General features: G+C 62.6%; 20 protein-coding genes. 6 read left to right on the top strand and 14 right to left on the bottom strand.

Translation table 11 applies throughout. The annotated features are described in order from the left end of the window. Window positions 1–69: 69 nt before the first annotated feature. The 3 genes from AC1DLV_RS12930 to AC1DLV_RS12920 form a co-directional block, all read right to left on the bottom strand. Window positions 70–861, bottom strand: coding sequence for an SDR family NAD(P)-dependent oxidoreductase (locus tag AC1DLV_RS12930; protein ID WP_476799958.1), 792 nt, complete (start codon window positions 859–861; stop codon window positions 70–72). Continuing rightward, window positions 858–3185 (bottom strand): bifunctional salicylyl-CoA 5-hydroxylase/oxidoreductase, encoded by a 2328-nt coding sequence (locus tag AC1DLV_RS12925; RefSeq protein ID WP_476799957.1) that lies wholly within the window; start codon window positions 3183–3185, stop codon window positions 858–860. The genes AC1DLV_RS12930 and AC1DLV_RS12925 overlap by 4 nt, the downstream gene beginning before the upstream one ends. A gap of 186 nt (window positions 3186–3371) precedes the next feature. Then, on the bottom strand, window positions 3372–3920 hold the full coding sequence (locus AC1DLV_RS12920; RefSeq protein ID WP_476799956.1) for a cysteine hydrolase family protein: 549 nt from the start codon (window positions 3918–3920) through the stop codon (window positions 3372–3374). Window positions 3921–4024: 104 nt separating this feature from the next. On the opposite strand from AC1DLV_RS12920, the gene AC1DLV_RS12915 reads away from it, so the two are divergent. After that, window positions 4025–4999, top strand: a complete 975-nt coding sequence (locus AC1DLV_RS12915; protein WP_476799955.1) for a GlxA family transcriptional regulator — start codon at window positions 4025–4027, stop codon at window positions 4997–4999. A 15-nt stretch (window positions 5000–5014) separates the two neighbouring features. On the opposite strand, the gene AC1DLV_RS12910 is transcribed toward AC1DLV_RS12915, so the two are convergent. From AC1DLV_RS12910 to AC1DLV_RS12900, 3 genes are all read right to left on the bottom strand, one after another. Further along, the gene (locus AC1DLV_RS12910; RefSeq protein ID WP_476799954.1) at window positions 5015–5539 is read right to left on the bottom strand and encodes a MarR family winged helix-turn-helix transcriptional regulator; all 525 of its coding nucleotides are present in this window, start codon (window positions 5537–5539) and stop codon (window positions 5015–5017) included. A 97-nt stretch (window positions 5540–5636) separates the two neighbouring features. Next, window positions 5637–6605 (bottom strand): pyridoxal-phosphate dependent enzyme, encoded by a 969-nt coding sequence (locus tag AC1DLV_RS12905; RefSeq protein ID WP_476799953.1) that lies wholly within the window; start codon window positions 6603–6605, stop codon window positions 5637–5639. Then, on the bottom strand, window positions 6602–7378 hold the full coding sequence (locus AC1DLV_RS12900; RefSeq protein ID WP_476799952.1) for a GntR family transcriptional regulator: 777 nt from the start codon (window positions 7376–7378) through the stop codon (window positions 6602–6604). Before AC1DLV_RS12900 ends, AC1DLV_RS12905 begins: the two co-directional genes overlap by 4 nt. Before the next feature lie 151 nt (window positions 7379–7529). Between AC1DLV_RS12900 and AC1DLV_RS12895 the strand changes: the two genes are divergently transcribed. From AC1DLV_RS12895 to kynU, 4 genes are all read left to right on the top strand, one after another. Next, entirely contained in the window at window positions 7530–8516 is a 987-nt protein-coding gene (locus AC1DLV_RS12895; RefSeq protein WP_476799951.1) for an ABC transporter substrate-binding protein, read from the top strand. 65 nt (window positions 8517–8581) lie between these two features. Further along, the gene (locus AC1DLV_RS12890) at window positions 8582–9361 is read left to right on the top strand and encodes an ABC transporter ATP-binding protein (protein ID WP_476799950.1); all 780 of its coding nucleotides are present in this window, start codon (window positions 8582–8584) and stop codon (window positions 9359–9361) included. A 5-nt stretch (window positions 9362–9366) separates the two neighbouring features. Next, complete coding sequence (locus AC1DLV_RS12885) at window positions 9367–10290, top strand: ABC transporter permease (RefSeq protein WP_476799949.1); 924 nt, start codon at window positions 9367–9369, stop codon at window positions 10288–10290. A gap of 18 nt (window positions 10291–10308) precedes the next feature. Further along, complete coding sequence (gene kynU / locus AC1DLV_RS12880; RefSeq protein ID WP_476799948.1) at window positions 10309–11556, top strand: kynureninase; 1248 nt, start codon at window positions 10309–10311, stop codon at window positions 11554–11556. A 48-nt stretch (window positions 11557–11604) separates the two neighbouring features. Here kynU and AC1DLV_RS12875 read toward each other — a convergent pair whose 3' ends face one another. From AC1DLV_RS12875 to AC1DLV_RS12845, 7 genes are all read right to left on the bottom strand, one after another. Further along, window positions 11605–12291: an ABC transporter ATP-binding protein gene (locus tag AC1DLV_RS12875; RefSeq protein WP_476799947.1), complete on the bottom strand. Its 687-nt coding sequence runs from the start codon at window positions 12289–12291 to the stop codon at window positions 11605–11607. Further along, window positions 12288–13037 carry an ABC transporter ATP-binding protein gene (locus tag AC1DLV_RS12870; RefSeq protein ID WP_476799946.1) on the bottom strand — a complete coding sequence of 250 codons (750 nt, stop codon included), beginning with the start codon at window positions 13035–13037 and terminating at the stop codon, window positions 12288–12290. Before AC1DLV_RS12870 ends, AC1DLV_RS12875 begins: the two co-directional genes overlap by 4 nt. Beyond that, the gene (locus AC1DLV_RS12865) at window positions 13030–14001 is read right to left on the bottom strand and encodes a branched-chain amino acid ABC transporter permease (protein ID WP_476799945.1); all 972 of its coding nucleotides are present in this window, start codon (window positions 13999–14001) and stop codon (window positions 13030–13032) included. Before AC1DLV_RS12865 ends, AC1DLV_RS12870 begins: the two co-directional genes overlap by 8 nt. Window positions 14002–14009: 8 nt before the next feature. Beyond that, window positions 14010–14930 (bottom strand): branched-chain amino acid ABC transporter permease, encoded by a 921-nt coding sequence (locus tag AC1DLV_RS12860; protein ID WP_476799944.1) that lies wholly within the window; start codon window positions 14928–14930, stop codon window positions 14010–14012. 166 nt (window positions 14931–15096) lie between these two features. Further along, on the bottom strand, window positions 15097–16233 hold the full coding sequence (locus tag AC1DLV_RS12855) for an ABC transporter substrate-binding protein (RefSeq protein WP_476799943.1): 1137 nt from the start codon (window positions 16231–16233) through the stop codon (window positions 15097–15099). A 42-nt stretch (window positions 16234–16275) separates the two neighbouring features. Then, on the bottom strand, window positions 16276–17112 hold the full coding sequence (gene kynA / locus AC1DLV_RS12850) for a tryptophan 2,3-dioxygenase (protein WP_476799942.1): 837 nt from the start codon (window positions 17110–17112) through the stop codon (window positions 16276–16278). After that, window positions 17109–18734: an AMP-binding protein gene (locus AC1DLV_RS12845; protein ID WP_476799941.1), complete on the bottom strand. Its 1626-nt coding sequence runs from the start codon at window positions 18732–18734 to the stop codon at window positions 17109–17111. The genes kynA and AC1DLV_RS12845 overlap by 4 nt, the downstream gene beginning before the upstream one ends. 499 nt (window positions 18735–19233) lie before the next feature. Between AC1DLV_RS12845 and AC1DLV_RS12840 the strand changes: the two genes are divergently transcribed. Beyond that, window positions 19234–19872, top strand: coding sequence for an alpha/beta hydrolase (locus tag AC1DLV_RS12840; protein WP_476800079.1), 639 nt, complete (start codon window positions 19234–19236; stop codon window positions 19870–19872). A gap of 110 nt (window positions 19873–19982) precedes the next feature. Here the strand turns inward: AC1DLV_RS12840 and ftsZ are convergent, their stop codons facing one another. Further along, the gene (ftsZ, locus tag AC1DLV_RS12835) at window positions 19983–21011 is read right to left on the bottom strand and encodes a cell division protein FtsZ (RefSeq protein ID WP_476799940.1); all 1029 of its coding nucleotides are present in this window, start codon (window positions 21009–21011) and stop codon (window positions 19983–19985) included. Between the last annotated feature and the right edge of the window lie 165 nt (window positions 21012–21176).

Here is a 21176-nt window from a genome sequence, read left to right as displayed (position 1 = left end):
ATCAATTCCTGTTTGCCGGACCTGCAAGGATGCGAGCGGCGTCAGCACCATTTCCCGTAGCCTGCCTGCTTACCCTCCCAGAACTTCGCCGCCGGCGACCGGGATCGCCTGGCCAGTGATGGCGGTTGCCTTTTCGGAGGCGAGCCAAAGCACCGTGTCGGCAACTTCCTGCGGCGTGACCAGTCGTCCTTGCGGGTTTGACCGGGCAAGGCTGGCACGAGCTTCATCTGCCGTGCGGCCTGTCTTGCCGCTGATCGTTTCGACGGCACCGTCGAGCAGTGGTGTGTCGGTGAACCCAGGGCAGACGGCGTTGACGGTCACGTCGGTGCGGGCGAGTTCAAGCGCCAAGGCACGCGTCATGCCGATCACGCCATGCTTGGAGGCGCAGTAAGCGGAGACGTAAGCATAGCCGGTCAGACCGGCAGTGCTGGCGACGTTGACGATGCGGCCATTGCCGGCGCGTTTGACCGAGGCAAGTGCTGCCTGTGTGACCAGGAACGTGCCGGTCAGATTGATGCCGATGACGCGGTTCCACATCGCAAGGTCGGTCTTGTCGAACGGTGCCGAAGGCGCTTCGCCGGCACAGTTGACCAACACGGCTATGTCACCCGCCTGGGTCACGGCCCTGGCGATGCCTGCCTCAACCGACTGCGCGTCGGTGACGTCAAAACCATCGAGTACAAAGGCTTCGCCGCCGGCGTCAGCGATTTCCGCACGGACAGCTTCAAGTGGGGCTGCGCGTCGCCCGCACAGGCTCACGCGCAGGCCATTGGCCGCCAAAGCCAGCGCGATGGCGCGGCCTATGCCGCTGCCTGCGCCGGTGACAACAGCGTGACGCACGTTCTTGCCCGGATTGCTCATGCCTTGCCTGTGGGTGCGGCTGCCGCAGCGCGGGCGAGGTTGTTCACATATTGCGCGCGGGCCGAATGATACTGCTTCGGCCAGGCCTGTTCAGCGTAACCGATCTTCGCCGCTTCATGCATGACGAAGGATGGGTCGGCGAGATGCGGACGGGCGACAGCGCAAAGATCGGCGCGGCCGGCGGCGATGATCGAATTGGCGTGGTCGGCCTCCGAGATCGCACCGACCGCAATCGTCGGCACCTGGATCTCATTGCGGATCTTGTCGGAGAATGGTGTCTGGAACAGGCGGCCATAGACCGGCTGCTCTTCCTTCACCACCTGGCCCGACGAGCAGTCGATCATGTCGGCACCGGCTTCCTTGAACATGCGCGCGAATATCGCTGCGTCCTCGGGCGTGTTGCCACCTTCGTACCAGTCGTGCGTGGAGAGACGCACCGAGATCGGCTTGTCCTCAGGCCACGCCGCGCGGACAGCGCGGAACACTTCGAGCGGGAAGCGGGCACGGTTTTCGTGGCTGCCGCCATATTCGTCGTCGCGCAGATTGGTCAGCGGCGACAGGAAGCTCGACAAGAGATAGCCGTGGGCTGCGTGCAGCTCGAGAATGTCGAATCCGAGTTCAGCTGCCATCTCGGTGGAGCGGACGAAATCGGCAGTGACACGGTCCATGTCCTCGCGCGTCATCTCGCGCGGCATGTCGGAATGCTTGAGGTAGGGCAGGGCGGATGCCGAAATCAAAGGCCATCCGCCTTCGGTGACCGGCTGGTCGATGCCTTCCCAGGCAAGCTTGGTCGCGCCCTTGCGCCCGGCATGGCCGATCTGGATGCCGATCTTGGCCGGGGTCTGGTGATGGACGAAATCGACAATGCGCTTGAAGGCTTGCGCTTGCTCGTCATTCCACAGGCCAAGGCAGCCGGGGGTGATGCGGGCATCAGGCGACACGCAGGTCATCTCGGGGAACACAAGGGCGGCGCCACCCATGGCGCGCGAGCCCATATGGACGAGATGGAAGTCGTTGGGCAGGCCGTCGGTTGCCGAATACATCGCCATCGGCGACATCACGATACGGTTTTTCAGCGTCAGGCCGCGAATTGTGAAGGGTGTGAACATCGGCGGCGGCACCGAGCCGTTAGGCGCGGGATCGACACCGGCACGCTCGGCGAACCAGCGCTCGTAGCCCTCGAGCCAGTCCTTGTCGCGCAGGCGTAAGTTTTCGTGGCTGATGCGCTGCGAGCGCGTCAGCATCGAATACATGAACTGCTCGGGCTCCAGCGTGTCGGCATAACGCGTGCCGACCACCTCGAACCACTCCATCGCATTGCGTGCGGCGTTCTGGATGCGGGCAACGTCGACGCGACGCACCTCCTCATAGGCTTCGAGCACGGCCGGAATGCTGGCCTTGTCATGGCCGAAGATGTCGAATTGGCGGGTCAGTTCGATGGCGTCGTCGATGGCGAGCTTGGTGCCCGAACCGATGGCGAAATGTGCGGTATGGGCGCTGTCGCCCATCAGAACGACATGGCTTTGGCCATTGAAATGGCTCCACTTGTCGCAGATCAGGCGGCCGAAATTCAGCCATGCCGAGCCGCGCAGATGGCGCGCATTGGTCATCAATTTGTGGCCTTCGAGCGTGCCGGCAAACAGCTTCTCGCAGAATTCGATGGACTGGTCCTGGTCCATCTCGCCAAGGCCGTGCGCCTGGAACACGTCGTCGGTGGTCTCGACGATGAAGGTCGAGGTGTTCTCGTCAAAGCGATAGATGTGAGCCTGGAACCAGCCATGCTCGGTCTTTTGGAAATCGAAGGTGAAGGCGTCGAAACGCTTGTCGGTGCCGAGCCAGATATAGCGGTTGGGCCGCATCACCATGTCGGGCTTGAAGATGTCAGCGTATTTGTGGCGGATGCGCGAATTGATGCCATCTGCGGAAATGATCAGGTCGGCGTCGGGAAAATCCTGGTCGCCCTGAACGTCGGTTTCGAAGACCAGCTCGACGCCCAGTTCCAGGCAACGCTCCTGCAGGATGTTGAGCATCTTCTTGCGGCCGATGCCGACAAAGCCATGGCCGGTGGTGCGGATCTTGCGGCCCTTGAACACCAGCTCGATGTCGTCCCAGTGGTTGAAGGCGACCTCGATCGTCTCGGCGGTTGCCGGATCCCACTGGCGCATCGACTGCATGGTGGCATCGGAGAAGACCACGCCCCAGCCGAAGGTGTCGAAGGGGCGGTTGCGCTCGACAACGGTTACCTGATGCTCGGGGTGCTGCTTCTTCATCAGGAGTGCGAAGTAGAGACCAGCCGGCCCGCCACCAATACAGACAATGCGCATGCCGTTCTCCTCCGCAAACCGTGCGGTCCTGGCGGGCGCGGCTCGCCCAACCTTGACCATGGAGCCAGCATGGACTCGTTTGAAAAAAACTTCAAGCTTAAAGTTATTTTCGAACAGGACGGTCCCGGCCGCTGGCGAAGCGCCGGCGACCGGGGTCGAAAGGTTCAGGGCCAAGCGCTGCTGATGCTACCGGGTAAGGAAGGTGGCAGTGTCGACGATCTCGCCATAGGCAAAGGCCAGCGCAGCCATGACAGCGGCGTGAACCTGCACTGCCGGCACGGTCGCGCCGCCGAATTCCAGGTCACGCGTGGCGCAAGCATCGTGAACGACAGTTGCTTTGAAGCCGAAATCCGAGGCTGCCCGGGTCGCGCCTTCGATGCACATGTGGCTCATGGCGCCGACGATCACCACTTCCTCGACCCCGCCGGCGTCGAGTGTCTCTTTCAGGTCGGTGCCGCGAAACGAGTTGACGAAGTTCTTGGTGATGACCTTCTCGCCGTCGGCCGGGCGCACGGCGACATTGATCTCGATGCCGGGGGTTCCTGGCGCAAAGATGGGGGCATCTTCAGACAGCGACAGGTGACGAACATGGATGACCGCATCGCCCTTGGCGCGCGCCGCCGCGATGACGCGGGCGGCGTTTGCCGTTGCCTGCTCTATGCCAACGAGCGGAAATCTGCCGGCTGGAAAATATTCGTTCTGGATGTCGATGGCGATGATCGCGCGCTTGCTCATGTCCCGTTGCCTTTGCTGTTGGGGAAGATGTTGCGTGAAAGATGCTATGGATTATGGTGCCGGCCTATTGGCGATATCGACATAACCAGGGGCGATTCCGACAAATGGCTGAAGGCGACGTGATCGAGATCGGGCTGCTGCTTTATCCCGGCGCACAGATGTCTGCGGTGCTCGGCATGACCGACCTTTTCGACCTCGCCAACCGCACTGCCCGGCGCAAGAGCCGCGATACGCAGCCGCCTACTCTCCGCGTGTGCCACTGGCAGGCCGAACAACCGGGGATGCCGCCTGCGAGGGTGTTCGATACCCATCCCGACGCATCCAGCGTTCCTGCCGTCTTTGTCGTACCACCGGCGCTCGGCGACCCGATATCACCCGAACTCGCCGCACCGCTGGCGCACTGGCTGCGCGATCGCCACGGCGCGGGCGGAGTGCTGGCGTCGGTCTGCGCGGGGGCTTTCCTGCTTGGCGAGACCGGTCTTTTGGCGGGGCGGGCAGTGACCACCAACTGGGTCTATGACGACGCATTCCGTCTGCGCTTTCCCAAGGCAAAGCTCGACACAGACAGGCTGGTCATCGACGATGGCGACATCATCACCGCCGGCAGCCTCATGGCCTGGACCGACCTCGGCCTCAAGCTCGTTGATCGCTTCCTCGGTCCGACCGTGATGATCGACACCGCTCGCGTGCTGGCGCTCGATCCGCCCGGCCGCGAACAGCGTTATTACAGTGCCTTCGCGCCGCGATTGAGCCATGGCGACGCAGCCATCCTCAAGGTGCAGCACTGGTTGCAGGCGACCGAAGCCAAGGACCTGGGCCTTGCAACGCTTGCTGCTCTCGCGGGACTCGAGGAGCGGACCTTCCTGCGCCGTTTCCAAAAGGCGACCGGACTGACGACGACGGATTACGGCCAGCGGGTGCGCGTCGGCAAGGCGCGCGAATTGCTCCAGTTCACCACGCAGTCCGTCGACAAGGTCGCCTGGGAGGTCGGCTACGGCGACCCTGGTGCATTTCGCAAGGTCTTCACGCGCATCGTCGGGCTGACGCCAAGCGACTACCGTGCCAGGTTCCGTGCTTAGGTTAGCGTTGTTGGGTCAGCCACCCTTGGCGAGCGAGGCGACGACAGAGCGCTTGAGCTTGGCAAGTTCGTCGAGCAGAACCGCCCCGTCCTTTGGCGCCAGGTTGCCGAACAGGTCGGCGATCCAGTCGGCATGGGCTGCCGCCATCTTTTCGAATTCGGCGCGGCCGAAGGGCGTGAGCGCGATGATCTGCACGCGGCGGTCGGTCGGCGACGTCGTGCGGCTGATATGGCCGCTTTCGGCAAGCCGCTCGACGAGCACGGTGATGTTGCCGGGCGACACCATCATGCGCTTGGACACTTCGCCAAGCACCATGCCGTCCTGGGCGCGTTCGAGCTGGGCCATCAGGTCGAAGCGGGGCAAGGTGGAATCGAATTCTTCGCGCAGGCGCCGGCGTATCTCGGTTTCAACCAGCGTCGAGCATGTCAGCAGGCGCAGCCACAGCCGAAGTTCGGTACCGTGATCGGCGGGCGCTTCCTGCACCTTGGTCTCGCCGTCGACCCATGCGGTGGCGTTCGCCGCTTCTTTGCGTTCGTCCATCTCTGCCCGGTCTTTCCTCAGCTTGCGAACCAGATAACAGGCCGGTCCGGACAGGCTTTGTAGTGCCGTTTCGCTGGGTCTTACAAGCTTGAAAGATTCAAGGTGCGGGAATGCCGCCGGCCAGCACCTTGGCGTAGGCTCGGGCGTCGATGTTGCCGCCGGAAATGACACAAACGACGTTGCCTTTCGCATGCTCGCTCGAAAGGGCTGCAGCGAGCGAGGCGGCACCAGCGCCTTCGGCGACGATCTTGCCCTTGGAAAATAGCAGCCGCATGGCCTCCGTCACCTGTTCGAGGCTGACGGTGACCGCGCCATCGATCAACTCGCTTGCCACAGGCCATAGTTGCGGCACCAGCGACGGCCCCCCGATGCTCTTGATGAAGGAGGGGCGGGTTTCGATTTCAACGATGTGCCCGGCTCCAAGGGCTGCCGTCACGGGTGCTGCGTTTTCGTCTTCGACAGCAAGCACTTTTGCCTTGGGCAGCAACGCCTTGACGGCACTGGCGACACCAGTGGTCATGCTGCCGCCGCCATAAGGGGTGAGCACGACGTCGACCTCAGGCAAATCCTCGATGATCTCCATCCCTATCGAGCCGTTGCCAGCCAAAACGGCCTGGTCGGTCACTGGATTGATCAGCAGTTCAGGAAAATCCGGACGGTCAGCGCCGATGATGTATTGCCACCAGGTTTCCATAGAAATGAACCTGACGTTGCCGCCGAGGCGGCGCACGCCGTCGATCTTGGTCTGCGGCGCGCCGGCATACATGTAGGCAGCCATAGGCACGCCAAGCTTGTTTGCCGCCCAGGCCATGCCATAGGCCATGTTGCCGGAACTGGTGGTCGCAACCCCATTGCGCAAGGTATCAGGACCACGCGACAAAAGCGCATTCAACGCGGGCCTGAGCTTGAAAGCGCCAATCGGCGACAGCGTTTCAAGCTTGAGAAAGATTTGCCGGTCAGGCAGGCCGAGATCGAGCCGCACAAGCGGCGTACGCGGAACGTATGGCGCAATCCGCGCACGTGCGGCGGCGATGTCGTCGAGGCTCGGGCGATAGGGAACGTTCATTCGGCCGCCGACCTTCTCAGGCTGCCGGCGCGCGCGGCATGCTTGTTTCCGCTGTAATCCTCGGTGTGGACATAGACATGCAGCGTGTAGCCGATGTGGTCGATCATCAGGGCCTTCGCCTTTTCCAGGTTGCGGTCGAGTGCTGCTTCCATCAGTGCAGTGTGGGGGCCGATCGACTGCGCTTCGCCAAGGGCTGCCATGGCTTCTTCATAGCCCTGCTTCTGGCCCTCGGCTGCACGCAATGTCGGTGCTAGCCCAAGAAAACGATGATGGCGGCGCAGCTGGTCGGAAATGGTCGAGCGGAAGTGCAGCAACCAGTTGGACGTCGCCGCACTCAAGAGTGCCGAGTGGAACGCCTGGTGCTTTTCATCCCAGTCGTCGACGGCAGCATCGGAAGGGTCTTCGGCTGCCGTCTTGCAGCGCGACAGCCTGTAGTGAGCTGTGACCACGGCCTCTTCCCAGTCGCTATCGCCCTTTTCGATCGATTCCAGCAGTAGCGGCAGCTCGACCACCATTCTGGCGCGAGCAAGGTCTTCGAGCTCTGCCCGCGAGACTTGTGCGACGGCGAAACCGCGATTGGAAATCGCCGTCACCAGGCGTTCGGCTTCCAGCCGCGACAGCGCCTCGCGCAACGGCGTCCAGCCGACGCCATAGGCGGTGCGCAGTGCGCTCAGCTTCAGCGGCGCGCCGGGCATCAGTCGGGTGGTCAGGATATCGCGCCGCAGCAGCCGGTAGGCCGCTTCCGTCTTGGTGGAGTGCTCGTCGTCCTGCATCGCTGTCCATCCGTGTCTGCCGCAAAAATTATATATCATGGGAGCGTGTGGCAAGAATTATATATAATGTTTGACAGACCTCTTGCGACTGCTCATGATTGCCCCATGCCGCCGTTCCGTGAGCGGTGCTTATCAAATCTGGGAGGAATAGATGAGAAACTTGAAGTCCGGTCTGCTGTCGGGTCTGGTATTTGCCGGTGCGCTCGCCGTCAGCCTTGGCGCCGCCGTCGCCGATCCGATCAAGATCGGCATTGCCAATTTTGGCGAGCACCCACAGCTGAACGCAGCCATCGCCGGCTTCAAGAAGTCGCTGGCTGACAACGGTTTCGTCGACGGCAAGGATGTCGTCTACACCGAAAGCCACACCAATTTCGACGCGTCGCTGGTGCCCCAGATGATCGCCAAGCTGCAGGCTGAACAGCCCAAGCTGATGTACACCATCACCACCCCGGTTTCGCAGATCGCCAAGAAGGCGCTCGCTGGCTCGGGCATTCCGGTCGTCTTCGCAGCCGTGACCGATCCGGTCGCAGCCAAGCTCGTGCCCTCGTGGGACGCCGGCGATGACGGCATGACCGGCGCGACCGATCTGCAGGACGTCGCTGCTGTCATGGCGTTCACCAAGAAACTGCTGCCCAATGCCAAGCGCTTTGGCGTGCCTTACAATCCGGGCGAAGCCAATGACGTCGCCCTGGTCGAGAAGATCAAGGAAGCCGCACCTGCCGCGGGCTTCGAAGTGGTTGAAGTCGGTATCGACAACGTCAACGACATCCAGCAGCGCATCGCTTCGCTGGCCGGCAAGGTCGACGTGATCTACGGCCCGACCTCGAACCTGATCCAGCCGGCAATCCCGGCAGTGTCGGCAGCAGCGCGCCAGGCCGGCATTCCGGTCGTCAATGCCGACGACAACGCCGTGCGCGAGGGCGTCGTTCCGGCAAGCTTTGCGGTGAACTACGAGCAGGTCGGCGTCAACGCCGGCAAGATCGCTGCCGAAATCCTGAAGGGCAAGGACCCCAAGGCCATCGCGCCTTCGCGCCCTGCCTATGAGGACCATGCCGCGATGATCTCGAAGAAGGCGATGGCGGCATTCGGCATCGAAATCCCAGCTTCGCTGGCCGATTGCGGCTGCATCGTCGAGTAATCTTCGACTTCGTCAAAAACAGGTGGCGGCGTCTTTGACGCCGTTACCTCTTTCGGGAGGGACGGATGCTCGAAATCCGATCTGCACGTAAAGTTTTCTACAAGGGCCAGGCCGACGAGAAGGTCGCGCTGGACGGCCTCAGCCTCAAGCTCGCCACCGGGGAATTCGGCGTCGTCATCGGCTCCAACGGTGCCGGCAAGAGCAGCATGCTCAATGCCATTTCGGGCGCACTGGTGCTTGATTCCGGCCAGATCCTCATCAATGGCGACGATGTCTCGGATATGCCGGTGCACAAGCGGGCGATCCGTCTGGCGCGCGTCTTCCAGGACCCGATGAAGGGCACGGCCGCCTCGATGACGGTTGCCGAAAACATGCTGCTCGCTGATCTTCGCTCCAAGAAGCGCACCTTGCGCCAGGGCCTCAACCCAACCCGCCTGGCCACCTACAAGGAACGTCTCGAGCTCCTCGGGCTCGGCCTTGAAAATCGCCTCGACACCCGCGTCGAACTGCTTTCGGGCGGCCAGCGCCAGTCACTGTCGCTGATCATGGCGGTTGGCGGCTCACCGGACCTGCTGTTGCTCGACGAGCATACCGCAGCCCTTGATCCGCGCACCGCCGACATTGTCATGAAGGCGACCGTGCGTGCCGTGGAAGCGCTTAAGCTCACCACTTTGATGGTGACCCACAACATGCAGCATGCCGTCGATTACGGTCACAGCGTCATCATGCTCGACGCCGGCAAGCTCCGCCTCGAAATCTCCGGCGAGGAAAAGGCCAAGGTCACCGTCGTCGACCTGATCGGCCATTTCTCCGTGAAAACCGACCGCATGTTGCTGGCGAGCTGATCATCATGGACCTTATCCAGACTGTTTTCACGAGCTTCGTCTCGCTCATTCCCGTCACCCTGGCGCAGAGCTTGATCCTGGCATTCGTCGTGCTCGGCATCATGATCCCGTTCCGTACGCTCAACTTCCCCGACCTCACCAGCGAAGGTGCGTTTCCGCTCGGAGGCTGCGTCTGCGGCGTGCTTCTGGCGTCTGGCGCTTCACCGCTGACGGCGATTGCAGTTGCGCTGATCGCCGGCTTCCTCGCCGGCTGCTGCACCGCCTTCATCCATCTGCGTTTCCGCATCCACACGCTGCTCGCCGGCATCTTGATGATGACGATGCTCTACAGCATCAATCTGCGCATCATGGGCAAGTCGAACCTTTCGGTTTTCGGCGCGCCCACAGTGTTCGACTGGGCACCGTTCGTCCAGCCGGGCTTCCCGGCTGCCAAGATCATCGTGGCTGGCTTGATCGGGGCCATCGTCTTCATCCTGCTCAACATGTTCTTCAAGACCGAGAAGGGCACGGCGATCCGCGCGGTCGGTGCCAACCCCGACATGGCCGAAGCACAGGGCATCAATGTCTGGGTCGCCACCATCGGCGGCGTTGGCCTCGCCAGCGCGTTTTCGGCAACCAGCGGTGCGCTGATGGTGCAGAGCCAAGGCTTTGCCGACGTCAATATGGGCCTCGGCATCCTGATCAACGGCCTTGCCGCGCTGATGATCGGCGAAGCCATCGTCGGCAAGCAGACTGTGCTGCGCCAGCTCGCCGCCCCGTTTGTCGGTGCTGTGGTCTACTACCAGCTCGTGTCGTTCTGCCTCGCCGCCGGCATGCCGCCCCCCGACCTGAAGCTCGCCACCGGCCTGTTCGTGCTTGCCATGCTTGCTCTGCCGAGCCTGCGTCGCAGCCGGGGACCGGCACAAGCACGCGAAACCATTCGCGAATAATCAAGGATAGCCCGCATCATGACTGCAATTCCTGATCTCGCCGCGATCGAGGCGATGGACGCTGCCGATCCGCTGCGCTCGATGCGCGACCGCTTCATCCTGCCGGAAGGAGTGATCTATCTCGACGGCAATTCGCTGGGGGCTGCTTCGCACGCCGCCTTCTCCGAGCTCCAGGCGGCTGCGTCCAAGGAGTGGGCGCAGGACCTGATCCGCGCCTGGAACACTGCCAGCTGGTTCGACATGCCAACCGAGCTCGGCGACAGGATCGGCCGCCTGATCGGCGCCGCACCCGGCCAGACGGTTGTCTGCGACACCACTTCGACCAACATCTACAAGGTGCTGCATGCAGCACTGGCGATGCGGCCGAACCGCTCGGTCATCGTCGCCGAGGGCAACAGCTTCCCGACGGACCTGTACATGGCCGAGGGCGTCGCTTCGACGCGGGCTGGTGCCGTGCTGCGTCTCGAAGGCGTCGATGCGCCCGGCATCGAAGAGCTGATCGACGAGAGTGTCGCTGTGGTCCTGGTCAACCACGTCAACTACAAGTCGGGCGAACTGCGCGACATGGCGGCACTGACCCGGAAAGCGCACGCCGCAGGCGCGCTGATCGTCTGGGATCTCTGCCACACGGCAGGCGCCCTGCCGGTCGACCTCGACGGCGCCAATGTCGACTTCGCCGTCGGCTGCACCTACAAATACATCAATGGCGGCCCCGGCGCGCCGGCCTTCATCTACGCAGCAACCCGCCATCTGGCCGATGTCCGCCAGCCATTGAGCGGCTGGTGGGGCCATGCCCGGCCCTTCGCTTTCGAGCAGGGTTATGCGGCCGATGCGGGCATCCGCCGGTTCTTGTGCGGCACCCAGCCGATCCTGACGATGCGCGCGCTCAAGGGCGCGCTCGACATCTGGGACGACGTCGACATGACGGCGCTCAGGACAAAAAGCATCGCCTTGACCGATTTGTTCATCCAGCTGGTTGAAGCGAAATGCGGCGCCTATGGCCTCGAGCTCGAAAGCCCGCGCGACGGCGCCAAGCGCGGCAGCCAGGTTTCGTTCGTCCATCCGCATGCCTATCAGGTCATGCGGGCGCTGATCGAGCGAGGCGTGATCGGCGATTTCCGGGCGCCGGCAACGGTCCGCTTCGGCTTCACGCCGCTCTATGTCGGCTACAAGGATGTCTGGCAGGCGGTGGAAGTGCTTGAGGACATCATGCGCACCGGCGCGTGGAAGGACGAACGTTTCGCCGTCAAATCTGCGGTGACCTGAGCGAGCCGGCTAGAGAGATTGTAAAAAGGGCGGCTGAGCCGCCCTTTTTCACACCCCGAGATAGCGGTCCTGGACCTCAGGCGTCAGCGCCTCTGGCGCGCCGGAAAAGACCGTTACGCCCTTTTCAAGAACAAAGCAGCGGTCGGCCACCGGCAGCAGTTCGGCAAGCGTCTTGTCGACGACAAGGATCGACTGTCCGCTCGCCTTGAGCTTGCGGATCGCCGCCCAGATGTCGTGGCGGATGACGGGGGCAAGTCCCTCTGTCGCCTCATCGAGAATGAGCAGGCTCGGATTGGTCATCAGCGCGCGGCCGATCGCCAGCATCTGCTGCTCGCCGCCTGACAGCGTGTTGGCATATTGATCGCGGCGTTCACCGAGGCGCGGAAACAGCTCGACCACTTTTTCCAATGTCCACTCGCTGCCGCGTGCTGCGGCAAGCAGGTTCTCCAGCACCGTCAGATTGGGAAAGCAGCGCCTGCCCTCCGGCACCAGGCCGAGGCCGAGGCGTGCGATGCGGTGCGGGCGCATGCCGGCGACCTGGCGGCCGCCAAAGCTGATCGAGCCCGAGCGCGGTTTCGCAAGACCGAGGATCGAATTGATCGTCGTCGTCTTGCCCATGCCATTGCGGCCCATTAGCGCCACGACCTCACCCTCGTTGACGTCGAGCGAGACGCCAAACAGCGCCTGCGATGCGCCGTAGAAGGTTTCGACTCCTTTGAGTTCGAGCAGGCTCACGCGGCTTCTCCGAGATAGGCCCGGCGCACTTCGGGATCGTTGCGGATTTCGTCCACCGTGCCGGTGGCGATGACGCGGCCATAGACAAGGACCGAAATGCGGTCGGCGAGCGCGAAGACGGCATCCATGTCGTGCTCGACCAGAAGGATCGGCGCTTCGTGGCGCAGGCCGTTGAGGAATTTCGTCAGGCTCTTCGAGCCTTCGGGCCCCATGCCAGCCATAGGCTCGTCGAACAGAAAGGCCTTCGACCCAAGCGCCAGCGCAATGGCGATTTCAAGCTGTCGGCGTTCGCCATGCGACAGCTCGGCGGCTGGCACATAAGCGCGCCCGGCGAGGCCGACCCGCTCCAGCATCGCCATAGCCGGTTCGGTCAGGCTCTTGTCGCTCATGACTGGACGAAAGAAACGAAAGCTCGTTCCCTGGCGTGCCTGCACCGCCAGCATGACGTTACGCAGGGCGGAAAACTCCTGCGCCAGCGACGAAATCTGGAAGCTGCGGCCGAGGCCGAACCGCGCACGCGCCGCCATATCGAGTCCGGCCATATCCTGGCCAAGGAAACGAATGCTGCCGCTGTCGGGCCGCAGCGATCCCGAGATCTGGTGGATCAGCGTGCTTTTGCCCGCGCCATTGGGCCCGATCAGCGCATGGATTTCGCCCGGCCTGAGATCGAGGCTAACGCCGTCTGTGGCCTTCAACGCGCCGAAGGTTTTCTTGAGGTCGCGGATTTCGAGGACCGGCTCAGCCATGACGTGCCTTTCCAGCCAGCAGGCCAAGCAGGCCACCGCGCGCAAACAAAACGACGCCGAGCAGGATCAGGCCAAGGAAGAACTGCCAACGCTCGGTGATGCCGCCGAGCGCGAATTCGAACAACACGTAGAGCATGGCACCCGCGACCGGGCCGAACAGTCGGCCCTTGCCGCCGAGGATGATCAAAACGATGAGCTCGCCCGACATGTGCCAGGACAGCATCGAGGGGCTGACGAAGCGGTTGAGGTCGGCAAACAGCGCACCGGCCAACCCGGTGACCATGGCCGAAATGGCGAAGGCAACGAGCCTGATGTTGAAGGGCGCGATGCCGACGGCGGAAAGCCTGGTCGCGTTCTGCCGCGCTGCCTGCAATGCGGCGCCGAAGCGCGAGCCACGCAGAAGCCAAAACAGGCCAAGTGCTGCCATCAGCACGACATAGCAGATCAGGAAATAGGGCAGGGGCTGTGCCGTGTTGATGCCGGGAAAGGTGTTGCGGACATAGATCGACAGCCCGTCCTCGCCGCCATAGGCCGGCCAGGAAATGGCGAAGTAGTAGATCATCTGCGCGAAGGCGAGGGTGATCATGATGAAATAAACGCCCGTCGTGCGCAGGCTGATCACCCCGATCGGCAAGGCGACAAGACCGCAGACCATGATCGCCACCAGCCAGATCACCGGCATCGACGTCGAGCCTTGGAGGCCGAAGAATAGCGGTTCGGCGTTGAAGGCGTGGGTCGCAAGGATGCCGGCAGCATAGCCGCCAAGACCGAAGAAGGCGGCGTGGCCGAAGGACACCAGCCCACCGAGACCGAGGGCGATGTTGAGCCCGACGGCGGCGAGCGCGAGGATGGCGATACGCGTGGCAAGCGTGACGTAGAATTGCTCGCCCATGGCTGTCGCACCGAGCGGGATTGCCAGCAACAGGAGCGCCAGCAGAATGTTGACGATGGTTTCGCGGCTCATGGCGACCCTCACGACTGTGCTGCAAACAGGCCGCTCGGCCTGAAAGCGAGGATCAGGGCCATGACGATGTAGATCAGCATGGAGGCGAGCGAGGCACCGATCAGTCCGGCCTGTGCCGCCGGCATCATCAACGCCAGCGCCTTGGGCAACAGGAAACGGCCCATCGTGTCGACGAGGCCGACGAGGATGGCGCCAAACAGCGCGCCCTTGATCGAGCCGATGCCACCGATGACGATGACGACGAAGGCGAGGATGAGCGCTGGCTCGCCCATGCCGACCTGCACCGATTGCAGCGCGCCGACAAGAGCGCCGGCAAGGCCGGCAAGGGCGGCACCAAGCGCGAAAACGACGGTGTAGAGGGTGCGGATGTCGACACCAAGGGCCGCGATCATCTCGCGGTCCGATTCACCCGCGCGGATGCGCATGCCGAGCCGGGTACGAGAGATCAGCAGATAGAGCCCGACAGCAACCACGATGCCCACACCGATGATGGCGAGACGATAGAGCTGGTACTGGCCGCCGCCGGGCAGGGGCACAGCACCTTGCAGCAGCGGCGGGATGTCGAGATAGAGCGGGAACGAGCCGAACAGCCAGCGCGTGCCTTCCGAAAAGATCAGGATCAACGCAAAGGTCGCCAGCACCTGGTCGAGATGGTCGCGCTCATAAAGCCTGCGGATGACCAGAATTTCCATGATCGCGCCGGCGGCTGCCGCAGCTATCAGGCTCGCCACAAGGCCGATCCAGAACGAGCCGGTGGCAGCAGCGACGGCGGCACAGGCAAAGGCGCCGACCATATAGAGCGAGCCATGGGCGAGGTTGATCAGGCCCATGACGCCGAAGATCAGCGTCAGGCCGGCGGCCATCAGGAACAGCATCACCCCGAGCTGCAGCCCGTTGAGAATTTGCTCGAGGAGCAGTGCTATGGACAAAGGTACACTTTCGCGGGCTGGATTTAAGGATGCGACGAAGGCGCCTCCCTCTCCCCGTTTTCGGGGAGAGGGTAAGGGTGAGGGGCAGCTCTGGACTTGTGGACGTATCCACGACCCCTCATCCGCCTGCCTGCACCTTCTCCCCGCATGCGGGGAGTAAGGAAGCTCACATCTTGCACTGGTCGGCGTAGGCGTCCTTGTGGTCTTCGAAGGCGGTGGCGATGATCTTGTTGGTCAAGACGTCGCCTTCCTTCACCACTTCGCGAACATAGATGTTCTGGACCGGGTGGTTGTTGGTGTTGAAGGTGAACTCGCCGCGTACCGACTTGAAGTCGGCGGTCTTGAGGGCCGCGCGGAACGCGTCCTTGTCCTTGACGCTTGCCTTGGACAGCGCCGACAGGATCAGGTTCGCGGTATCCCAGCTCTGGGCGGCATAGATCGAGGGCAGGCGGTTGTACTCTGCCTTGAAGGCTTCGACGAACTGCTTGTTGGCCTCGTTGTCGAGGTCCTTGGACCAGCTTGCCGAGTTCTTGACGCCAAGCGCCGCGTCGCCAACCGCAGGCAGAATGTCCTGGTCGAAGGAGAAGCCTGGGCCCATGACCGGGGTGTTCACGCCCGACTGGGCATACTGCTTCATGAAGGAGATGCCCATGCCGCCGGGCAGGAAGAAGAACACCGAATCGGCGCCGGAATCGCGGATCTGGGCGATCTCGGCGGCGTAGTCGGTCTGGCCGACCTGGGTGTAGACCTCACCCGCCAGCTCGCCCTTGTAGTAGCGCTTGAAGCCTGTCAGCGAATCCTTGCCGGCGGGATAGTTCGGGGCGAGGATGAAGGTCTTCTTGTAGTCCTTGTTGGCGTACTGACCCATCGCCTCGTGGAAGTTGTCGTTCTGGTAGGCGACGTTGAAATAGTTCTTGTTGCATTTGGCACCGGCCAGCGCCGAGGGGCCGGCATTGGGCGACAGGTAGATGACGTCCTGTGCCACGGCGTTGGGCACCACGGCCATGGCGAGGTTCGACCAGATGATGCCGGTGAGCAGGTCGACCTTGTCGCTCTGGATCATCTTTTCGGCGAGCTGCACCGCGATCTCGGGCTTCTGGGCATCGTCTTCGATGACCAGCTCGACATCCTTGTTGCCGGATTGCTTCATGGCCAGCGTAAAGGCATCGCGCATGTCGACGCCGAGGCCCGCGCCCCCGCCAGAAAGCGTGGTGATGACGCCGATCTTGACCGGCTCGGCATAGGCCAGGCCGGACGCTGCCAGCGACAAGGCAAACATGCTGGCTGCCAGAATATTCTTCATTTCTCTCTCCCTCCCAGTGTTTTCAATATAGATAAAATAGCTTTAGAGCCGGGTACGAACTTTCCAGAGTTCAGGAAACAGTTCAACCTCCAGCATCTTCTTTAGATACGAAGCGCCCGACGTGCCGCCCGTGCCGCGTTTCATGCCGATGATGCGTTCGACCGTGGTGACGTGGTTGAAGCGCCAGCGCCGGAAGTAATCCTCGAAATCGACCAGCTTCTCGGCCAGTTCGTAAAACATCCAGTAGCGCTGCGGATCGCGGTAGACGGCCTGCCAGGCGACCAGCACTTCTTCGCTTTCGGTACGGGTTTCGCGCCAGTCGGCGCGCTTGGCGTCCGCCCCGACATCGAAGCCGTTGCGGCCAAGCAGCAGGATCGCTTCGTCATAGAGCGATGGCTGGGCGAGCACCGCTTCCAGCTTGGCGCTGAGCTCAGGCTGGTGTGCATGCGGGCGCAGCATGGCCAGGTTGCGGTTGCCGGCCATGAATTCGATGGCGCGATATTGCCACGACTGGAAGCCGGAGGACTGGCCGAGCGAGTCGCGGAACTCGGTGTACTCGCTGGGCGTCATTGTCCTCAGCACGTCCCAGGCACTGTTGAGCTGCTCGAAGATGCGCGATACGCGCGTCAGCATCTTGAACGAAGGCTCGAGCTTGTCGGCGCGGATCGAGCGGATCGCCGAGCCGATCTCGTGCAGGGCCAGCTTCATCCACAGCTCGGAGGTCTGATGCTGGATGATGAACAGCATCTCGTCGTGAGCGGTCGAAAGCGGCGCCTGGGCGTCGAGGATTTTTTCGAGGTGCAAATAGTCGCTGTAGGACATGCGGTCCTTGAACGACATCTGCGCGCCCTCGGTGGAGGGATCGTATGGCTTGCTCAATTCATCTTCTCCGCGCGCAGCCGGAAGCGCTGGATCTTGCCGGTCTGGGTCTTGGGCAGGGCGTCGATGAACTTCACCGATCGGGGGTACTTATAGGGCGCGATCGTTGCTTTGACATGGTCCTGCAGGCGTTTGATGGTCTCGGCATCCGCGGCCACGCCTTGCACCAGCACGACATAGGCTTCGACGATCTGGCCGCGCTCGCCATCCTCGGCACCGATGACTGCGCATTCGGCGACTTCAGGATGCGCAAACAGCGCCGCCTCGACCTCTGGACCGGCGATATTGTAGCCGGCACTGACGATCATGTCGTCGGAACGGGCGGCAAAATGGAAAAAGCCGTCCGCGTCCTGGTAGAAGGCGTCGCCTGTCACGTTCCAGCCATCGCGGACATATTCAAGCTGACGGTCGTCGGCCATGTAGCGACAGCCGGTTGGACCGCGCACGGCGAGCTTGCCAACCGTGCCGCGCGGCACCTCGTTCATGTCGCTGTCTACGACGCGCGCCTCGTAGCCGCCGACCGGCTTGCCGGTCGAGGCAGGTTTCATGTCCTCGAAGCGGTTGGAGATGAAGATGTGCAGCATCTCGGTTGCGCCGATGCCGTCGAGGATCGGCTTGCCGGTCTTTGCCAGCCACTCCTCGTACACCGGTGCCGGCAAGGTTTCGCCGGCCGAGACTGCGACGCGCAGCGACGAAAGGTCCGCACCTTCATCCATCGCCTTCAGCATCGCCCGATAGGCGGTCGGAGCGGTAAACGAAATCGTCGCCTTATAGGTCTCGATGATATGGACCATGTTCGGCGGCGTCGCCTGCTCGAGCAAGGTCGCTGCCGCACCAAAGCGCAGCGGGAAGATGGCAAGGCCGCCGAGACCGAAGGTGAAGGCCAGCGGTGGCGAGCCGACGAAAACATCGTCCGACGTGACCGCAAGCACTTCCTTGGCATAGGCGTCGGCGATGATCAGCAGATCGCGATGGAAATGCATCGTCGCCTTCGGCACGCCCGTCGTGCCCGAGGTGAAGCCAAGCAGGGCGACATCGTCACGGCCGGTCTTGACCGCTTCGAAGATCACGGACTTGTCGAGCGCTACGCGATCAAGTTCGGCATCGTGGTTGGCGGTGCCGTCGAAACCGATGACCTTTGTGAGGAACGGGCTGTCCTTGGCGCAGGCGATCATCTCGTCCATCAGACGCGTGTCGCAGAGCGCGATGGTGATCTCGGCCTTGTCGACGATCTTGGTGAGTTCGCCGGCGCGCAGCATCGGCATGGTATTTACGACCACAGCACCGGCCTTGGTGGCGGCGAGCCAGCAAGCGACCATGGCCGGGTTGTTGGCTGAGCGGATCAGCACGCGGTTGCCCGGCTTGACGCCGTAATTCTCGACCAGCGCATGGGCGAGGCGGTTGGTCCAGTCGGACAGTTCCTTGTAGGTGCGGCGGCGGCCGTTGCCGATCAGGGCGGTGTGGTCGCCCAGGCCTTTTTCGACCAGCCTGTCGGTCAGTTCGACGCCAGCATTGAGGTATTCTGGATACTCGAAGCCGCCGAGCAGGAAATCCGGCCACTGCTCCTCAGGCGGAAGGTTGTCGCGCGTGAAAGTGTCGATATGCGCTGACGGTCCAAGCATTCTGCAGCTGTCCCCTAGATGCTCATCGCCACGGCGTTGTCGCCATGGGTGTGTTGGAATGCGTAACTTGCGGGGAGGCTTTGCGCCGACGCCGGGCTGGCCGTCCAGCATATGCTGCGGCACCCGTTGCGATCGAAGATGCGACCGCCATTTGGCACAGCGAGACCTCCCACGCTCTCGACTGATGGCGTGAGAATTGCACCAGACTAAAATTATTTCAAGCATAAAGTTTTTAGCCCAGACCCATTGACGGCATCAAGCGTGCTGGCCATTGCTATGGCCCTGAACGTGCCGCCAGGGAGGGTGCAGAGTGCTCGAACATCACATCGCCAATTGGGACAACGCCTACACCAATGGCGCAAACATCGCCGGCGGCGAGCGTTGGCCAGCGGCGTGGGTCGAACCGGCGCAGGCATTTCGTGATGAGCTGTCGGCGGCAGGTCGGGCAAAGCTCGACATCGCCTATGGCGACAAGCTTCGCAACCGTCTCGACCTGTTCATGCCGGAAGGTGCGCCCAAGGGGCTCGTGGTGTTCGTCCATGGCGGCTACTGGATGGCGCTCGACAAGAGCTTCTGGTCACACCTTGCTGCGGGCTCGGTTGCCAGCGGCTATGCTGTAGCGATGCCGTCTTACACGCTGTGCCCGGAAGTCGGCATCAGCAACATCGTCAAGGAAATCGGCGCCGCCATTGCCAAGGCCGCGGAGATGGTCGATGGCCCGATCGTGCTGACAGGCCATTCCGCCGGCGGGCACCTTGTCAGCCGGATGATTTGCGCCAACACGCCGCTTGCGCCCAACGTTCAGCGCCGCATTCGCCATGTCGTGTCGCTCTCAGGCCTGCACGATCTGCGCCCGCTGATGCGAACGGGCATGAACGCGACGCTCAAGGTCGATGAGGCCGAGGCGTTGACCGAGAGCCCCGCACTGCTGCGGCCGATGGACAATGCCCGCATTACTTGCTGGGTCGGCGGCGGCGAGCGTGCGGAATTCCTGCGCCAGAACGCGCTTCTCGCCAATATCTGGACCGGGCTTGGGGCTGCGACCAATGCCGTGGTCGAGCCCGACCGTCACCATTTCAACGTCATTGACGGCCTGGCTGACAAGAACCACGCGCTGACGCGGACCTTGCTCGGCTAACTCTCAACCTCGGACAGGCGAAGTTGCGTGCGGGCGACAAGGTGCGCCCGCCTTGTTCAGATTCCAAGTGTTAGAGCGTCGTTTGCGCGTCCATTCGGACGCACGGCGCTTTAGTGCATGGACTGATACGGGGCGGGTTCGCCGCGCATGTTGACGACCGGCTCGCCTTGCGAGTTCTGCGCAGCCAATCCGGTCGCGACAACCGACACCTTGAACTGGCCTTCGAGCGAGTTGTCGAAAATGGCACCGACGATGATATCGGCATCGTCGCCGACCTCTTCGCGAATGCGGGTGGCTGCTTCATCGACCTCAAACAGCGTCATGTCCATGCCGCCCGAAATCGAGACCAGAACACCCCTGGCGCCCTTCATCGAGTTTTCGTCGAGCAACGGATTGGCGATCGAGGCCTCGGCTGCCTTCCTGGCCCGGTCTTGGCCGCTGCCCACGCCGGTGCCCATCATGGCGCGGCCCATGTCGCGCATCACCGTCTTCACGTCGGCGAAGTCGAGATTGATCAGGCCTTCCTTGGTGATCAGGTTGGTGATGCAGCTGACGCCGGAATAAAGAACCCGGTCGGCCATGCCGAACGCATCCTCAAAGGTCGTCTTTTCCGTCGCGATGCGGAACAGGTTCTGGTTCGGAATGACGATGACCGTATCGGCGGCCTGGCGCAAAAGCTCGATGCCTTGCTCGGCCATCTGCATGCGGCGCTTGCCTTCGAAGGTGAAGGGTTTTGTGACGATCGCAACCGTGAGGATACCGGCTGCACGCGCCGCGCGCGCGATCACAGGTGCAGCACCGGTTCCGGTGCCGCCGCCCATGCCGGCGGTGACGAAGCACATGTGCGTGCCGGCAAGCTGGTCCATGATCTCGTGGATCGATTCTTCAGCCGCGGCCTGGCCGATCTCGGGCAACGAGCCCGCACCCAGGCCTTCGGTCGCCACAGCGCCCAGTTGGACCAACCTTGTGGCCTTCGACATCGTCAGCGCCTGGGCATCGGTATTGGCGGCGATGAACTCGGTGCCTTCCAGGCCCTCGGCGATCATGTTGTTGACGGCGTTGCCGCCGCCGCCACCGACGCCGATAACGGTCAGCTTCGGCCTCATTTCCGAGATTTCAGGTTTCTTGGAAGTGCTCATGGTTCCGTTTCCTGCGCAGCGCCCCTGCCCGAATCGGACTGGCTCAGGGAATCAGATTGATCGGGAAGCTGCAAGGAATAGCCTGCGGATTGCGGCTTTAAACCGGCAAACTCAGATTTTGCAGTGGAAAGGCATGATCGCGGGGTGCGGCACTTTTGGCCGCCC

Source organism: Aminobacter sp. 01T433, from assembly GCF_056398585.1.
Note: the sequence above shows the minus strand (reverse complement) of the source record. Positions and strands in the feature narration are given on the sequence as shown.

What these genes read in the sequence shown, in the direction of transcription:
- AC1DLV_RS12930 (WP_476799958.1), bottom strand. Translation starts at nt 861, where the DNA reads ATGAGCAATCCGGGCAAGAACGTGCGTCACGCTGTTGTCACCGGCGCA.
- AC1DLV_RS12925 (WP_476799957.1), bottom strand. Translation starts at nt 3,185, where the DNA reads ATGCGCATTGTCTGTATTGGTGGCGGGCCGGCTGGTCTCTACTTCGCA.
- AC1DLV_RS12920 (WP_476799956.1), bottom strand. Translation starts at nt 3,920, where the DNA reads ATGAGCAAGCGCGCGATCATCGCCATCGACATCCAGAACGAATATTTT.
- AC1DLV_RS12915 (WP_476799955.1), top strand. Translation starts at nt 4,025, where the DNA reads ATGGCTGAAGGCGACGTGATCGAGATCGGGCTGCTGCTTTATCCCGGC.
- AC1DLV_RS12910 (WP_476799954.1), bottom strand. Translation starts at nt 5,539, where the DNA reads ATGGACGAACGCAAAGAAGCGGCGAACGCCACCGCATGGGTCGACGGC.
- AC1DLV_RS12905 (WP_476799953.1), bottom strand. Translation starts at nt 6,605, where the DNA reads ATGAACGTTCCCTATCGCCCGAGCCTCGACGACATCGCCGCCGCACGT.
- AC1DLV_RS12900 (WP_476799952.1), bottom strand. Translation starts at nt 7,378, where the DNA reads ATGCAGGACGACGAGCACTCCACCAAGACGGAAGCGGCCTACCGGCTG.
- AC1DLV_RS12895 (WP_476799951.1), top strand. Translation starts at nt 7,530, where the DNA reads ATGAGAAACTTGAAGTCCGGTCTGCTGTCGGGTCTGGTATTTGCCGGT.
- AC1DLV_RS12890 (WP_476799950.1), top strand. Translation starts at nt 8,582, where the DNA reads ATGCTCGAAATCCGATCTGCACGTAAAGTTTTCTACAAGGGCCAGGCC.
- AC1DLV_RS12885 (WP_476799949.1), top strand. Translation starts at nt 9,367, where the DNA reads ATGGACCTTATCCAGACTGTTTTCACGAGCTTCGTCTCGCTCATTCCC.
- kynU (WP_476799948.1), top strand. Translation starts at nt 10,309, where the DNA reads ATGACTGCAATTCCTGATCTCGCCGCGATCGAGGCGATGGACGCTGCC.
- AC1DLV_RS12870 (WP_476799946.1), bottom strand. Translation starts at nt 13,037, where the DNA reads ATGGCTGAGCCGGTCCTCGAAATCCGCGACCTCAAGAAAACCTTCGGC.
- AC1DLV_RS12865 (WP_476799945.1), bottom strand. Translation starts at nt 14,001, where the DNA reads ATGAGCCGCGAAACCATCGTCAACATTCTGCTGGCGCTCCTGTTGCTG.
- AC1DLV_RS12855 (WP_476799943.1), bottom strand. Translation starts at nt 16,233, where the DNA reads ATGAAGAATATTCTGGCAGCCAGCATGTTTGCCTTGTCGCTGGCAGCG.
- AC1DLV_RS12845 (WP_476799941.1), bottom strand. Translation starts at nt 18,734, where the DNA reads ATGCTTGGACCGTCAGCGCATATCGACACTTTCACGCGCGACAACCTT.
- AC1DLV_RS12840 (WP_476800079.1), top strand. Translation starts at nt 19,234, where the DNA reads ATGCCGGAAGGTGCGCCCAAGGGGCTCGTGGTGTTCGTCCATGGCGGC.
- ftsZ (WP_476799940.1), bottom strand. Translation starts at nt 21,011, where the DNA reads ATGAGCACTTCCAAGAAACCTGAAATCTCGGAAATGAGGCCGAAGCTG.